Origin of the sequence: Enterobacter cloacae complex sp. AR_0002 (genome assembly GCF_001922365.1) — a bacterium.
In the GTDB taxonomy this organism is placed as follows: Bacteria; Pseudomonadota; Gammaproteobacteria; order Enterobacterales; family Enterobacteriaceae; genus Enterobacter; species Enterobacter hormaechei_C.
In genome coordinates this window covers 3,725,433-3,740,304 of the sequence record NZ_CP018814.1, presented here as the reverse complement: position 1 = coordinate 3,740,304, position 14,872 = coordinate 3,725,433, and the positions used below count along the sequence as shown (strand labels likewise).

Sequence of the window (14,872 nt, the reverse complement as noted above, 5' to 3'; positions counted from 1 at the left end):
GGCTCATACCTGGAGCCAGAATGTGACGGGGCCATCGTTCACCAGCGAAACCTGCATATCCGCAGCGAATCGTCCGGTTTGTGTATTCATGTCCTGTTGGCGACAGCGCTCAACAAAGTACTCGTATAGAGCTTCTGCGCGATCCGGTGCCGCGCCCTTCGAAAAACTCGGCCGCATGCCGCGTTCGGTATCCGCAGCCAACGTAAACTGGGAAACCACCAGCACGCTGCCGCCCGCCTGCTGAACGTTCAGGTTCATCTTGCCTTCCGCATCGCTGAAAATGCGGTAGCCCAGCACGCGCTCACATAAGCGGTTAGCTTTTTGTTCGTCGTCATCTTTTTCGACACCCAGGAGCACCAAAAGTCCTGGGCCAATTTCACCCGTCACCTCATCCGCCACGGTGACGCTGGCACGGGTTACGCGCTGAATCAATGCAATCATGGTTGGTCTGCTTCTTGTTGTTTTTCAGCTTCTGCTGCTTTTTTGAGTTCGCGGTAGACTCCGAGAGTGACAGTTATTTCGGCGCCAAGCAAGACGATACACCACGTCCAGTAGACCCAGACAAACAAAATGGGGATCACCGCCAGCACACCGTAAATCAGCTGATAAGAGGGGAACATGGTGATATAAAGCGCGAATCCTTTCTTGCCCAGCTCAAAGAGCAACGCCGCGACCAGCGCACCCACCACGGCATCCCGGTTGGGTACGCGCGTGGTTGGTACCACGCTGTAGAGCAGCCAGAACGAAAGCCACGATAAAATCAGCGGGAAGATACGCAGCACGTTATCGATCACGCTGTTTAAGTCGGTCGCCCAGCGCAGCGAAAGAAGGTAGGAGCTGATCGCCAGGCTTGCCCCCGCCAGCAATGGGCCAAGGGTTAAAATCATCCAGTAGACGGCAAAGGAGTAAACCTTCGGGCGGACTTTTTTGCTCCGCCAGATGGTGTTGAGCGCACTGTCGATGGAGTACATCAGCAGCAGCGCGGTAACAATAAGCCCACACGCCCCCACCGCCGTCATCTTGCTGGAGTTTGCGACAAACTGCTCAATGTAGTTCTGGATCACATCGCCGGTGGCAGGAATAAAGTTTGCGAAAACAAAATGGCGAAGCTGCATGCTCACATCGGCAAACATTGGAAATGCCGAAAAAAGCGCAAAAATCACCGCCACCAGCGGCACCAGCGAGAGCAACGACACGTAAGCGAGATTGCCCGCCAGCGTGGTCATGTTGTCCTCATCAATGCGATGCCAGAGGAGTTTCAGCCACGCCCTCAGCGGGCGCGTGTGGTGATTGGCTTTTTGATGAACGGTTTTTAGCATAACTGCTTCGCAAAGTAGTTCGGTATCGTCTCTTTTCCGGTCACCAGAATGGAGGTGATACCTAACTGATTAGCCCCTTCTATATTATCGGCGTTGTCGTCAAAAAAGACCGCATCCGCTGCCGTGAATCCTTCTTCCTGCAATACTGCCTGATAGATGCGCGCCTCAGGTTTACGCATCCCCATCTCCTGGGAGAGATACACTTTATCTGCCGCCGCGTGAATTTCCGGGTATTCATCCGGCCAGAAGGTGGTATGCAGGCGGTTAGTATTAGACAGCACGACAACACGATGCCCCTGCTCGCGCAGCTTGTGCATGATGTCGATCACTTCCGGGCGGATCGCGACAAATATGGCCTGCCAGCCGTGGGAAAACTGCTCGTAGCTTAACGAAAGACCCATTTCCTGGCAGAAACGCTCTGCGAACGCTTCGTCGCTGATCTCACCTCGCTCGTGCAGATGGAAAGTCTCACCCATCGCGAAATTCTGCTTTAACGTCGCCAGCGGAACACGGCTAAAATCGCTCCATGCGCCCAACACCCGGTTAAAATCGATATCGACGATTACATTTCCTAAGTCAAAGATATAAAGCATGTTTATCTCCTTTCGCCGTGGAGAAGTAACTGTAGCGGGAAAGAGAAACTTTAGCTATGCGCCAGATTCAGCTTAGAGAAAGGAAAGGCCCGAATCGCAATATCGGGCCATAGGATGATCAGCCAGCCTGCTGTTCTTCTCCGGAATTGACTTCGACAACCTCAACCTTGCTGGATTTGAGGTGATTTTGCAGCGCCGGGCCGGGCAGTTCATCAGTGAACAGCGCCGTCGCCTGCGCCACGTTGCCAATTTCAACCGCCGCGGAGGCGTGGTATTTCGTATGATCGGCCGCCAGTAAAATGTGGCGGGAGTGGGCAATCATGGTTTTCACCACGCTGGCTTCGTTAACGTCAAATTCCATCATCGCGCCGTCGTGCTCTATCGCCCCGACGCTGGTGACCAGGTAATCTGCGCGAAATCCTGACACGAACGCCGTTGCCGCAGGACCGATAATGCCGCCGTTATGCGGGCGCAGCGTACCGCCGGGCACCATCACCTCAAAGCGCGGATTCTTATAAAGAATGTGCGCCACCCGCAGGCTGTTAGTGATGATGCGCAGATGATTATGGTTAAGCAGTGCCCGGGCAACGTGCTCCACGGTCGTCCCGATGGTGATAAAAATGGTCGAACCGTCGGGAATATAGTCCGCAATCGCTTCGGCAATCGCCCGTTTCTCTTCGGTAAGCGAGACTTCACGCTGCTCGAACGCCGTGTTCATCACGCTGGATGCCCTGCCCGCCCCGCCATGATGACGCGTGATCAGCCCCTGCTCGCTGAGCTTACGGATATCCCGACGCACGGTTTGCGTCGACACATCCAGCAGCTGCGCCAGTTCATCAATGTTCATATAGCCGCGATCGGCAATCAGCGTCAGCAGCTGATCGTGACGCGGGTTGCCGGTCAGTTCGGTAAGGCTCATGGGCTGTCCTCTGAAAACCATCACGCCCCGCATTTTATACAAAAAGTGACAAAAAAGAGCGGGTTTGATCACAGTCGGGTATACCCGCGCGTCCACCGGGCTTTGTGCATTTCAGCGCTGCGACGGCGCTGGCAAAACGCACGGCGTCTGAAGTGGACGATTGTTGCCCCAGACTGACCGCCAGCGCACCGTGGAACACGTCGCCCGCCCCCGTGGTATCCACCACGTTCACCTCAAAGCCGGGCTGATGACACAGTGCGCCGTTTTCCAGCCAGAAGCAGCCGTCTCGCCCCTGCGTAACATACACATGTCCATTTGTGAGCGTTTGTGCTTTTTTCAGCGCGTCTTCGGTGTCATCCCGCTGCGTTAAACGCCGCAATCCCGGCGCGGAGAAGGCCGCGTGGTCGCTTAGGGCGATCAGCTCCGCGATGTCCTGCGGGGTGACATCCGCATCAAGCAACGTCGGTACGCCCTGCTGACGGGCCAGGGTAAATGCCTGTTTTGCCCCGTCATGCCAGCGCACATCGGCTAAGACAATATCCCACTGCGAGAAGTCGATTTCTTGCAGCCAGTCTGCCACCGCAGGGAGATCGGGGCTGGAATAGTTCGCTATAACACGCTCCCCGCTGCCGTCCACCAGCACCGCCGATTGCGACGATCGGGCTCCCTTAACTACGCGCGTGTAGCGGGTATTCACCCCCAGGGATTCCAGCTCCGCGAGCAGCCGTCTGCCGGTATCGTCGTCCCCCACCCGGCCAATAAAATCCACTTCCGCGCCCAGTTTCGCGGCTGCCACTGCCGCCGTTGCCGCCGGGCCACCGCCCACTTCCGTATAGTCTTTTGCGACATATTTCCCACCTTCTTTCGGTAAATCATCGAGATACCAGATGCGATCCAGCACGGTAATGCCGACACAAACGATGCGAGTCATGGTGATTCCTTCTGCGATTTCTGATGCCTTCATTTTAATTTCACCAAATGTTTAAAAAGTGACCCGTGTCAATTTTTTGACTATAAATTACAAATACGATCAAAAACAGACACTACAAACGCGCAAAAATTGACACGATGTGACAGGAGAGAGGCATGTCAGCAATCGCATTTATCGGCTTAGGACAGATGGGCGCGCCCATGGCGAAGAATCTGTTGAAACAGGGCCACCAGCTTAACGTTTTTGATGTGAACCCGCAGGCGGTTCAGGCGCTGGTAGAGAGCGGCGCTCGGGCGGCGGCTACGCCAGCACAGGCAGCAACGGACGCGGAATTCGTAATTACCATGCTGCCAAACGGCGACCTGGTACGCAGCGTCCTGTTCGGCGAGCACGGCGTGTGCGAAGGATTATCCCGCGACGCGCTGGTCATTGATATGTCCACCATTCACCCGCTGCAAACCGACGCGCTGATACGCGACATGGCTGAGCAAGGCTTCAGCCTGATGGACGTGCCCGTCGGACGCACCTCTGACCATGCCATCGCCGGCACGCTGCTCCTGCTGGCAGGCGGCACGGCCCAGCAGGTTGAGCGCGCCACCCCGGTCTTAATGGCGATGGGCAATGAGCTGATTAACGCCGGCGGGCCAGGCATGGGCATCCGCGTGAAGCTTATCAATAACTACATGAGCATTGCCCTGAACGCCCTTTCCGCCGAGGCCGCCGTGCTGTGCGAAGCGCTTGGCCTCTCCTTTGACGTGGCGCTCAAGGTCATGAGCGGTACGCCTGCGGGTAAAGGCCACTTCACGACATCCTGGCCGAACAAGGTGCTGAAAGGGGATCTTTCTCCCGCCTTCATGATCGACCTTGCGCATAAAGACCTGGGGATCGCCCTCGACGTGGCCAACCAGCTCCACGTTCCGATGCCGCTGGGCGCGGCCTCCCGCGAAGTTTACAACCAGGCTCGCGCCGCCGGGCGCGGGCGCGAGGACTGGACGGCCATTCTTGAACAGGTTCGCGCATCTGCCGGGCTGAAAAAATCACACTGATACGAAAGGACTGAGGAATGACGATGTACACCCTGAAAGATATCACCCGACCTTCCGGCGGTTTTGCGATGCTGGCCGTGGATCAGCGCGAAGCGATGCGCCTGATGTTTGCGGCGGCAGGCGCGCCGGTACCGGTAACCGACCAGCACCTGACGGATTTTAAAGTCAACGCGGCAAAAATTCTGTCGCCGTACGCCTCTGCGATCCTTGTCGACCAGCAGTTCTGCTATCGCCAGATTGTCGGGCAGCAGGCCGTGGCAAAAAGCTGCGCGATGATTGTTGCAGCCGACGAGTTTATTCCGGGGAACGGTATTCCGGTCGACAGCGTGGTGATCGACAAGAACGTCGACGCGCAGGCGGTCAAACGCGATGGCGGCAAAGCACTGAAGCTGCTGGTGCTGTGGCGCAGCGATGAAGATCCGCAGCAGCGCCTGGAGATGGTGAAAGCGTTCAATACGCTGTGCCACGATAACGGTCTGCTGAGCATTATCGAGCCGGTGGTGCGTCCACCGCGTCGCGGTGCCGCGTTTAACCGCGAACAGGCGATTATCGACGCGGCCAAAGAGCTGGGCGACAGCGGTGCCGACCTCTACAAAGTGGAGATGCCACTGTTTGGCAAGGGCACGCAGCAGGAGCTGCTGGCGGCCTCGCAAAAGCTTAACGAGAACATCGCCATGCCGTGGGTGATCCTCTCGTCCGGCGTTGACGATAAGTTATTCCCGCGCGCGGTGAGCGTGGCGATGCAGGCGGGGGCATCGGGCTTTTTAGCCGGTCGCGCCGTCTGGTCCTCTGTGATTGGCCTGCCGGACACCGAGCTGATGCTGTGTGATATTTCCGTACCAAAACTTCAGCGTCTGGGTGAGATCGTCGACGAAATGATGGCTCGCCGTTAAGAAAGGATCCGAACATGAAATGGTTTAACACCCTGAGCCATAACCGCTGGCTCGAACAAGAGACCGACCGCATTCTCGATTTCGGTAAAAACGCCGCCGTACCGACCGGCTTTGGCTGGCTGGGCAATAACGGGCAGGTGCGTAGCGATATGGGCACACATCTGTGGATCACCGCCCGCATGCTGCATGTGTACGCGGTGGCGGCGAACATGGGGCGCCCCGGCGCGTACGCCCTGGTTGAGCACGGCATTAATGCCCTGAACGGTCCGCTGCGCGACAAGCAGCACGGCGGCTGGTACGCCTGCGTAAACGATGAAGGCGTGATTGATGCGTCCAAGCAGGGCTATCAGCATTTCTTCGTTCTGCTGGGCGCGGCGAGCGCCGTCACCACCGGCCATCCGCAGGCACGCAAGTTGCTGGACGACGCCATCGAGGTGATTGAGCGCTACTTCTGGAGCGAACAGGAGCAGATGTGCCTGGAGTCCTGGGACGAAGCCTTCAGCAAAACGGAAGACTATCGCGGCGGTAACGCCAACATGCACGCCGTGGAAGCTTTCCTCATCGTTTATGACGTGACCCACGACCGCAAATGGCTCGACCGCGCCCTGCGCATCGCCTCGGTGATTATTCACGACGTGGCGCGCAAAGGGGAGTACCGCGTTAACGAGCATTTTGACACCAACTGGAACCCGATCCGCGACTATAACATCGATAACCCCGCCCACCGCTTCCGCGCCTATGGCGGCACGCCTGGGCACTGGATTGAGTGGGGCCGCCTGATGCTGCACCTGCGCGCCGCCCTGGAAGCGCGCTTTGAAACCCCGCCGGAGTGGCTGCTGGAAGATGCGAAAGGACTGTTCCACGCCACCATCCGCGACGCCTGGGCACCCGACGGGGCGGACGGCTTTGTCTACTCCGTGGGCTGGGACGGCAAGCCAATCGTGCGCGAACGCGTGCGCTGGCCAATCGTCGAGGCGATGGGCACGGCCTATGCCCTCTATACCGTGACCGGCGAGGCGCAGTACGAAGCCTGGTATCAGAAATGGTGGGATTACTGCATCAAGTATCTGATGGATTACGAAAACGGATCCTGGTGGCAGGAGCTGGACACCAATAACGAAGTGACCACCAAAGTCTGGGACGGCAAGCAGGATATTTACCATCTGCTGCACTGCCTGGTGATCCCCCGCCTGCCGCTGGCGCCGGGCTTAGCGCCTGCCGTCGCCGCCGGATTACTGGATAGCCAGGCCAAATAATTAAGACGGAGTTTTTATGCGTACCCTACACAATATTGACCTGAAAAATAACGAAAGTGGCTTCACCCTGCGCTGGCAGGACCGTCTGATTTTATCCCACACCGCGGATGCCCCTTGCCTGTGGATTGGCGCAGGTGAGGCGGATATCGAGATGTTTCGCGGCAACTTCAGCATCAAAGACAAGCTCAACGAAAAGATTGCCCTGACGAACGCGACCGTTACGCAGCAAAGCGCGGGCTGGGCAATCCGCTTTACCCGCGGCGATGCGGTAAGCGCCACGCTGCTGGTGGGCGTGGATGCGGAAGGCCGTCTGGAGCTGAAACTGAAAAATGATGCTCCCGGCCATAACCGCATCTGGCTGCGGCTGGCGGCGCAGCCAGAAGATCATATTTACGGCTGCGGCGAGCAGTTCTCGTACTTCGATCTGCGCGGCAAGCCGTTCCCGCTGTGGACCAGCGAGCAGGGCGTGGGCCGCAACAAGCAGACCTATGTCACCTGGCAGGCCGACTGCAAAGAGAACGCAGGCGGTGACTACTACTGGACCTTCTTCCCGCAGCCCACCTTCGTGAGCACCCAGAAGTACTACTGCCACGTGGATAACAGCTGCTACATGAACTTTGACTTCAGCGCCCCTGACTTCCACGAGCTGGCGTTCTGGGAAGATAACGCCACGCTGCGCTTCGAATGTGCGGAAACGTACGTCGATCTGCTGGAAAAACTGACCGGCCTGCTGGGACGCCAGCCGGAGCTGCCGGACTGGGTGTACGACGGCGTGACGCTGGGCATCCAGGGCGGCACCGAGGTGTGCCAGCAGAAGCTCGACACCATGCGTAACGGCGGCGTAAAGGTGAACGGCATCTGGGCGCAGGACTGGTCCGGCATCCGCATGACCTCCTTCGGCAAACGCGTAATGTGGAACTGGAAGTGGAACAGCGCGCTCTATCCGCAGCTTGATACGCGGATTGCGCAGTGGAAAGAAGAAGGCGTGCAGTTCCTCTCCTATATCAACCCGTACGTCGCCAGCGATAAAGATCTCTGCGAAGAGGCCGCGAAACGCGGCTATCTGACCAAAAACGCCGACGGCAAGGACTACCACGTCGAGTTCGGCGAGTTCTACGCGGGCGTTATCGACCTGACCAACCCGGCAGCCTACGACTGGTACAAAGAGGTCATTAAAAAGAACCTGATCGAACTGGGCTGCGGCGGCTGGATGGCCGATTTCGGGGAATATCTGCCGACCGATACCTTCCTGCACAACGGCGTGAGCGCGGAGATCATGCATAACGCCTGGCCTGCCCTGTGGGCGAAATGTAACTACGAGGCGCTGGAAGAGACCGGCAAGCTCGGCGAGATCCTGTTCTTCATGCGCGCAGGCTACACCGGTAGCCAGAAGCACTCGGTGATGATGTGGGCGGGGGATCAGAACGTCGACTGGAGCCTGGACGACGGTCTGGCGTCCGTCATCCCTGCGGCGCTGTCGCTGGCGATGACCGGGCACGGCCTGCACCACAGCGACATTGGCGGCTATACGACGCTCTTCGAGATGAAGCGCAGCAAAGAGCTGCTGCTGCGCTGGTGCGACTTCAGCGCCTTTACGCCGATGATGCGTACCCATGAGGGCAACCGTCCAGGCGATAACTGGCAGTTCGACGGCGACGCGGAAACCATCGCGCACTTCGCGCGCATGACCACTGTCTTCACCACTCTGAAGCCGTACATCAAAGCCGCGGTCGCGCAGAACGCGAAAAGCGGCCTGCCGGTGATGCGTCCGCTTTTCCTGCACTACGAGGACGACGCGCGCGCCTACACGCTGAAATACCAGTATCTGTTTGGCCGCGATCTGCTGGTGGCGCCGGTCCATGAAGAGGGACGCCGCGACTGGTCGCTCTATCTGCCGCAGGACACCTGGGTCAATGCGTGGACCGGAGAAACCTGCCAGGGCGGTGACATCACCGTTGATGCCCCGCTCGGCAAACCGCCGGTCTTCTATCGCCAGCAAAGCGAATGGGCCGATCTGTTTAGCACCTTACGTCATATCTGATAAGGCTCGCCCGCGGGGAAACCTGCGGGCAGACGGAGAACAATAATGAGTCAACATACTTCTGATCCGGCAACCCTGCGCCTGCCGTTTAAAGAAAAACTCGCCTACGGGATGGGCGATCTCGGCTCTAACATCCTGCTTGATATCGGCACGCTGTATCTGCTGAAGTTCTACACCGACGTGCTGGGGCTGCCGGGCACCTACGGCGGGATTATCTTCCTGATTGCGAAGTTTTTTACCGCCTTCACCGATATGGGCACCGGGATCATGCTCGATTCCCGGCGCAAGATCGGCCCGAAAGGGAAATTCCGCCCGTTCGTGCTGTATGCAGCCTTCCCGGTAACGTTGCTGGCGATTGCCAACTTCGTCGGCACACCGTTTGAAATCACCGGTAAAACGGTGATGGCGACGGTGCTGTTCATGCTGTACGGCCTGTTCTTCAGCATGATGAACTGCTCTTACGGCGCGATGGTGCCCGCCATCACCAAAAACCCGGACGAGCGCGCCTCGCTGGCGGCCTGGCGTCAGGGCGGCGCCACGCTCGGCCTGCTGCTCTGTACGGTGGGCTTTGTCCCGGTGATGAACCTGATTGAGGGTAACGGCCAGCTTGGCTACATCTTTGCCGCCACCCTCTTCTCGCTGTTCGGGCTGTTCTTTATGTGGTGGTGCTATAAGGGCGTTACCGAGCGTTACGTCGAGACGCAGCCTGCTAACCCGGCGCAGAAACCGGGGCTGTTGCAGTCGTTTCGCGCCATCGCCGGGAACCGTCCGCTGTTTATCCTGTGCATCGCTAACCTGTGCACGCTGGGCGCCTTTAACGTTAAGCTCGCCATTCAGGTCTACTACACGCAGTACGTGCTGAACGACCCGATCCTGCTGTCGTATATGGGCTTCTTCAGCATGGGCTGTATTTTTATCGGCGTCTTTATGATGCCCGGCGCGGTGCGGCGCTTCGGCAAGAAAAAGGTCTACATCAGCGGGCTGATGATTTGGGTGGCGGGCGATCTGCTTAACTACTTCTTCGGCGGCGGCTCGGTGAGCTTTGTGGCGTTCTCCTGCCTGGCGTTCTTCGGTTCCGCGTTCGTGAACAGCCTGAACTGGGCGCTGGTGTCCGATACCGTGGAATACGGCGAGTGGCGCACCGGCGTGCGCTCCGAGGGAACGGTCTATACCGGCTTTACCTTCTTCAGGAAGGTCTCGCAGGCGCTGGCGGGCTTCTTCCCGGGGATCATGCTCACCCAGATCGGCTATGTGCCGAACGTGGTGCAGTCCGCCGGGACGGTTGAAGGGCTGCGGCAGCTGATATTTATCTACCCGAGCCTGCTGGCGGTCATCACCATCGTGGCGATGGGCTGCTTCTACAACCTCAACGAGAAGATGTATGTGCGCATAGTGGAAGAGATCGAACTGCGCAAACGTACGGCATAAATGACGTGATTGAGCGCCCTGCGGGGCGCTTTGAGGATCGACCATGACACATAATACTGATCCGTTAACCCTGAAATTGAGCCTGCGAGAGAAGTGCGCCTACGGGATGGGTGATTTTGGCTCGAACCTGATGCTGTGTATTGGCACGCTGTATCTGCTGAAGTTTTACACGGACGAGCTGGGCATGCCCGCGTTCTACGGCGGCATCATTTTTCTGGTCGCCAAGTTCTTTACCGCGTTCACCGACATGCTGACCGGGGTGCTGCTGGATTCCCGGCGTAACATTGGCCCGAGGGGGAAGTTCAGGCCATTCATACTTTACGCCTCCGTTCCGGTGGCGCTGGTCGCGACGGCGCAGTTTATGGCCAACGACTTTAGCCTGACGGTGAAAACGGCCCTCGCCACCGTGCTCTTCATGATGTTTGGCCTCTGCTACAGCCTGATGAACTGCGCCTACGGTGCGATGGTCCCAGCCATCACCAAAAACCCGAACGAGCGCGCGCAGCTTGCCGCGTGGCGTCAGGGCGGCGCAACGGTAGGACTGTTGCTCTGCACCGTCGGCTTTATGCCGATTCAGGCGCTGTTCATCAGCCAGCCCTCACTCGGCTATCTGGTGGCCGCGCTGGTGTTCGTCACCGGGGGGCTGTTCTGCATGTGGTGGTGCTACAGCGGGGTGAAAGAACGCTACGTCGAGCTTACGCCCGATCACCATAAGCCCGGCATTCTGAAATCATTCTGCGCGATTTTCCGCAATCCGCCGCTGCTGGTGCTGTGCATCGCCAACCTCTGTACCCTCGCCGCGTTTAACATCAAGCTGGCGATTCAGGTCTATTACACCCAGTACGTGCTGAACGATCTGCATCTCCTGTCGTGGATGGGCTTTTTCAGCATGGGCTGCATTCTGATTGGCGTGTTTCTGGTGCCCGGCGCGGTGAAGCGCTTTGGCAAGAAGCCGGTCTATCTGGGCGGGCTGGCGCTGTGGGCGGTGGGCGACGTGCTGAATTTCTTCTGGGGGACCAGCTCCCTGCTGTTTGTGCTCTTTTCCTGCATGGCCTTCTTCGGCACGGCGTTTGTTAATAGCCTGAACTGGGCGCTGGTGCCGGATACCGTTGATTACGGCGAGTGGAAAACCGGCATTCGCGCCGAAGGGTCGGTGTATACCGGCTATACCTTCTCGCGCAAAATCTCCGCCGCGCTCGCCGGTTTCCTGCCCGGCATTATGCTGACCCAGATTGGCTACGTACCCCATGCCGTGCAGAGCGCGGGCACGCTGCTGGGTTTGCGTCAGCTTATTTTCCTCTGGCCGTGCGGCCTGGCGATTGTTGCCGCCGTGACCATGGGGCTATTTTATAAACTCAACGAAGCGCGCTTCGCCTTTATTATCGAGGAGATTGGAAAACGGAAGAAACAGACAGCAAATACCCCTGAGATAACCACCAACAATAAAGCGTCAGCAGTCACTTTATAACTATAAATCCGGCCACTATGTCCTTCCTGTTTAGCAGGAGGGAGGCCTTTCTGTACCTGATACATGGACAAATTATGAAAAGAATCATCACCGTACTGATCGTGTCGTCTGTGTCCTGCCCGGTATTTGCCGGGGCCTATGTCGAAACGCGCGAAGCCTACAACACCGCCTCAGAGCTGCACGAAGTGATCCTGCGTGCGGGCTATAACTTCGATATGGGCGCGGGGCTGATGTTCACCAACGCTTATAACGTGGGGAAATGGGACGAACTGAAACACAGCTATAACGAAATCGAGGGGTGGTATCCGCTCTTCAAACCGACCGACAAACTGACCTTCCAGCCCGGCGGCTTAATTAATGACAGCAGCGCAGGATCAGGTGGCGCGGTTTATTTAGATACCAATTACAAATTTACGGACTGGTTTAATCTGACGTTCCGCTATCGCTATAACCATAACAATTACGATACGCCGGACTATAACGGGCAGATGGATAAGAACGACACGCATGAATTCGCCAACTACTGGAATTTCAAAGTGACGGATGCGTTTTTCTACACCTTTGAGCCGCACTTTTTCCAGCGGGTGAATGATTACCACAGCAAAAATGGCAAAGATCATCACTGGGAAATTACTAACAAGTTCAGCTATAAAATCGACAGAAACTGGCTGCCGTATCTTGAGCTACAGTGGCTGGACCGATGGAATGATTACAACCGGGAGCAGTACCGGATCCGTTTAGGGTTACGGTATTCGTTCTAATAAAAAAGCCGCTGATCGCTCAGCGGCTTTTTCGTTGCCGGGTGGCGCATGCGCTTACCCGGCCTACGGCATAACCGAATTAGTCTTCTTTCGCACCGCGCATTGCACGTTTACGATCGTTCTCAGTCAGGTGACGTTTACGGATACGAATTGACTGAGGCGTCACTTCGACCAGTTCGTCATCATCGATGAATTCCAGAGCCTGCTCCAGCGTCATCTTGATCGGTGGAACCAGAACCGTTGCTTCGTCAGTACCGGACGCACGCATGTTGGTCAGTTTCTTACCGGTCAGACAGTTTACCGTCAGGTCGTTAGAACGGCTGTGAATACCGATGATCTGGCCTTCGTAAACTTCAGCACCGTGACCCAGGAACAGCTTACCGCGATCCTGCAAACCGAACAGCGCAAACGCAACCGCTTTACCCTGACCGTTGGAGATCAGCACGCCGTTGTTACGCTGGCCCACTTCGCCCGGACGAACGTCGTCGTAGTGGCTGAAGGTGGAGTACAGCAGACCGGTACCGGAAGTCATGGTCATGAACTCAGAACGGAAGCCGATCAGGCCACGGCTTGGGATCACGTAGTCGAGACGTACGCGGCCTTTGCCATCTGGATTCATGTTTTTCAGGTCGCCTTTACGCTCACCCAGTGCCTGCATCACAGAACCCTGGTGCTGCTCTTCAACGTCCAGCGTTACGTTTTCGAACGGCTCTTGTTTACGGCCATCGATTTCGCGGAAGATAACTTTCGGACGGGAAACCGCCATCTCGAAACCTTCACGACGCATGTTCTCAATCAGAACAGACAGGTGCAGCTCACCACGACCCGAAACGCGGAATGCATCAGCGTCTTCGGTTTCTTCAACGCGCAGCGCAACGTTGTGCACCAGCTCTTTGTTCAGGCGGTCAAGGATCTGACGAGAGGTAACGAACTTACCTTCTTTACCACAGAACGGAGAGGTGTTGACGTTGAAGAACATGGATACGGTTGGTTCATCAACGGACAGGGCTGGCAGCGCTTCGACGTTCTGCGGATCGCAGATGGTGTCGGAGATGTTCAGTTCACCCAGACCGGTGATAGCGATGATGTCGCCCGCTTCAGCGATGTCGCTCTCGATACGCTCAAGACCCAGGTGAGTCAGCACTTTACCAACTTTACCGTTACGGGTTTTCCCTTCGCTATCGATGATAGTGACCTGCTGGTTAGGCTTCACTTTACCGCGCTTGATACGACCAATGCCGATTACGCCAACATAGTTGTTGTAGTCGAGCTGAGAGATCTGCATTTGCAGGGTGCCTTCCAGGTCAACGTTTGGCGCAGGAACGCGGTCAACAATCGTCTGGTACAGCGGAGTCATGTCTTCCGCCATGTCTTCGTGATCCAGACCGGCGATACCGTTCAGCGCAGACGCATAAACGATAGGGAAGTCCAGCTGTTCGTCGGTCGCGTCGAGGTTAACGAACAGGTCGAAGACCTGGTCAACAACCCAGTCAGGACGCGCGCCAGGACGGTCAACCTTGTTGATCACAACGATAGGTTTCAGGCCGTGGGCAAATGCTTTTTTGGTCACGAAGCGCGTTTGCGGCATAGGGCCATCAAATGCGTCAACCACCAGCAGCACGGAATCCACCATGGACATCACGCGCTCAACTTCACCACCGAAGTCGGCGTGCCCTGGGGTATCAACGATGTTGATACGGTAGTCATTCCATTTGATAGCGGTGTTTTTGGCGAGGATGGTAATCCCACGCTCTTTCTCCAAATCGTTGGAGTCCATCACACGCTCTTGAGTTTCGGCACGAGCATCAAACGTACCGGACTGCTGTAGCAGCTTATCAACCAGGGTAGTTTTACCATGGTCGACGTGCGCGATGATGGCGATATTACGCAATTTTTCGATCACAACTTTGCCTCAGGCATTTAGAAATAGCGCGTTATTGTACACGGATTAATCGCACTACAAAACAGGATCACAAACATCCCCCGCAAACAAGTATTGCAGAGATGCTTTGTGATCGCTTTCACGGAGCGGTAAAAGGGCACTTTAACGTAAATTGCACCAATATGGTGCTCGATGTTCACACAGAAGCACTATAATGGTGCAACAAATCCAATGTGGTGCAGCCCTTCTGCACTATGGTGCGCATGATAACGCCTTTTTGGGGTGTTTTAAAAGTTGGCACAGATTTCGCTTTACAGAAATACAGTAAAAATATG

13 protein-coding genes are annotated in these 14,872 nt (G+C 56.7%); 7 read left to right on the top strand and 6 right to left on the bottom strand.

Going from position 1 to position 14,872, the window contains the following annotated elements; all coding sequences use genetic code 11:
- Positions 1-3: 3 nt before the first annotated feature.
- The 5 genes from dtd to AM329_RS18505 all read right to left on the bottom strand — a co-directional run bounded on the left by dtd (position 4) and on the right by AM329_RS18505 (position 3,762).
- Entirely contained in the window at positions 4-441 is a 438-nt protein-coding gene (gene dtd / locus AM329_RS18525; protein ID WP_015569909.1) for a D-aminoacyl-tRNA deacylase, read from the bottom strand.
- The gene (locus AM329_RS18520; RefSeq protein WP_003861949.1) at positions 438-1,319 is read right to left on the bottom strand and encodes a virulence factor BrkB family protein; all 882 of its coding nucleotides are present in this window, start codon (positions 1,317-1,319) and stop codon (positions 438-440) included. Before AM329_RS18520 ends, dtd begins: the two co-directional genes overlap by 4 nt.
- Positions 1,313-1,912, bottom strand: a complete 600-nt coding sequence (gene yihX, locus AM329_RS18515; RefSeq protein WP_003861947.1) for a glucose-1-phosphatase — start codon at positions 1,910-1,912, stop codon at positions 1,313-1,315. The genes AM329_RS18520 and yihX overlap by 7 nt, the downstream gene beginning before the upstream one ends.
- A gap of 118 nt (positions 1,913-2,030) precedes the next feature.
- The gene (locus tag AM329_RS18510) at positions 2,031-2,831 is read right to left on the bottom strand and encodes a DeoR/GlpR family DNA-binding transcription regulator (protein WP_022652079.1); all 801 of its coding nucleotides are present in this window, start codon (positions 2,829-2,831) and stop codon (positions 2,031-2,033) included.
- Between the two features lie 34 nt (positions 2,832-2,865).
- Positions 2,866-3,762 (bottom strand): sugar kinase, encoded by an 897-nt coding sequence (locus AM329_RS18505; protein WP_032608121.1) that lies wholly within the window; start codon positions 3,760-3,762, stop codon positions 2,866-2,868.
- Between the two features lie 155 nt (positions 3,763-3,917).
- On the opposite strand from AM329_RS18505, the gene yihU reads away from it, so the two are divergent.
- From yihU to ompL, 7 genes are all read left to right on the top strand, one after another.
- A complete protein-coding gene (gene yihU / locus AM329_RS18500; RefSeq protein ID WP_023323900.1) occupies positions 3,918-4,808 on the top strand; it encodes a sulfolactaldehyde 3-reductase in 891 nt (296 codons plus the stop codon).
- A gap of 17 nt (positions 4,809-4,825) precedes the next feature.
- Positions 4,826-5,701, top strand: a complete 876-nt coding sequence (gene yihT / locus AM329_RS18495) for a sulfofructosephosphate aldolase (RefSeq protein ID WP_039264662.1) — start codon at positions 4,826-4,828, stop codon at positions 5,699-5,701.
- 14 nt (positions 5,702-5,715) lie between these two features.
- A complete protein-coding gene (gene yihS / locus AM329_RS18490; RefSeq protein ID WP_003861936.1) occupies positions 5,716-6,957 on the top strand; it encodes a sulfoquinovose isomerase in 1,242 nt (413 codons plus the stop codon).
- Between the two features lie 16 nt (positions 6,958-6,973).
- The gene (locus tag AM329_RS18485) at positions 6,974-8,998 is read left to right on the top strand and encodes an alpha-glucosidase (RefSeq protein ID WP_032608123.1); all 2,025 of its coding nucleotides are present in this window, start codon (positions 6,974-6,976) and stop codon (positions 8,996-8,998) included.
- 45 nt (positions 8,999-9,043) lie between these two features.
- Positions 9,044-10,426 carry an MFS transporter gene (locus AM329_RS18480; RefSeq protein ID WP_032608124.1) on the top strand — a complete coding sequence of 461 codons (1,383 nt, stop codon included), beginning with the start codon at positions 9,044-9,046 and terminating at the stop codon, positions 10,424-10,426.
- Between the two features lie 43 nt (positions 10,427-10,469).
- Complete coding sequence (locus tag AM329_RS18475) at positions 10,470-11,894, top strand: MFS transporter (protein WP_032608125.1); 1,425 nt, start codon at positions 10,470-10,472, stop codon at positions 11,892-11,894.
- A gap of 74 nt (positions 11,895-11,968) precedes the next feature.
- Positions 11,969-12,655 (top strand): porin OmpL, encoded by a 687-nt coding sequence (ompL, locus tag AM329_RS18470; protein WP_003861929.1) that lies wholly within the window; start codon positions 11,969-11,971, stop codon positions 12,653-12,655.
- Between the two features lie 79 nt (positions 12,656-12,734).
- Here the strand turns inward: ompL and typA are convergent, their stop codons facing one another.
- Positions 12,735-14,558: a ribosome-dependent GTPase TypA gene (typA, locus tag AM329_RS18465; protein WP_003861927.1), complete on the bottom strand. Its 1,824-nt coding sequence runs from the start codon at positions 14,556-14,558 to the stop codon at positions 12,735-12,737.
- Between the last annotated feature and the right edge of the window lie 314 nt (positions 14,559-14,872).

Excerpts from the sequence above, each read along its gene's own strand:
- AM329_RS18485 (WP_032608123.1), top strand. The coding sequence starts at position 6,974 with ATGCGTACCCTACACAATATTGACCTGAAAAATAACGAAAGTGGCTTC.
- AM329_RS18475 (WP_032608125.1), top strand. The coding sequence starts at position 10,470 with ATGACACATAATACTGATCCGTTAACCCTGAAATTGAGCCTGCGAGAG.
- yihX (WP_003861947.1), bottom strand. The coding sequence starts at position 1,912 with ATGCTTTATATCTTTGACTTAGGAAATGTAATCGTCGATATCGATTTT.
- dtd (WP_015569909.1), bottom strand. The coding sequence starts at position 441 with ATGATTGCATTGATTCAGCGCGTAACCCGTGCCAGCGTCACCGTGGCG.
- ompL (WP_003861929.1), top strand. The coding sequence starts at position 11,969 with ATGAAAAGAATCATCACCGTACTGATCGTGTCGTCTGTGTCCTGCCCG.
- yihT (WP_039264662.1), top strand. The coding sequence starts at position 4,826 with ATGACGATGTACACCCTGAAAGATATCACCCGACCTTCCGGCGGTTTT.
- yihS (WP_003861936.1), top strand. The coding sequence starts at position 5,716 with ATGAAATGGTTTAACACCCTGAGCCATAACCGCTGGCTCGAACAAGAG.
- yihU (WP_023323900.1), top strand. The coding sequence starts at position 3,918 with ATGTCAGCAATCGCATTTATCGGCTTAGGACAGATGGGCGCGCCCATG.
- AM329_RS18520 (WP_003861949.1), bottom strand. The coding sequence starts at position 1,319 with ATGCTAAAAACCGTTCATCAAAAAGCCAATCACCACACGCGCCCGCTG.
- AM329_RS18510 (WP_022652079.1), bottom strand. The coding sequence starts at position 2,831 with ATGAGCCTTACCGAACTGACCGGCAACCCGCGTCACGATCAGCTGCTG.
- AM329_RS18505 (WP_032608121.1), bottom strand. The coding sequence starts at position 3,762 with ATGACTCGCATCGTTTGTGTCGGCATTACCGTGCTGGATCGCATCTGG.
- AM329_RS18480 (WP_032608124.1), top strand. The coding sequence starts at position 9,044 with ATGAGTCAACATACTTCTGATCCGGCAACCCTGCGCCTGCCGTTTAAA.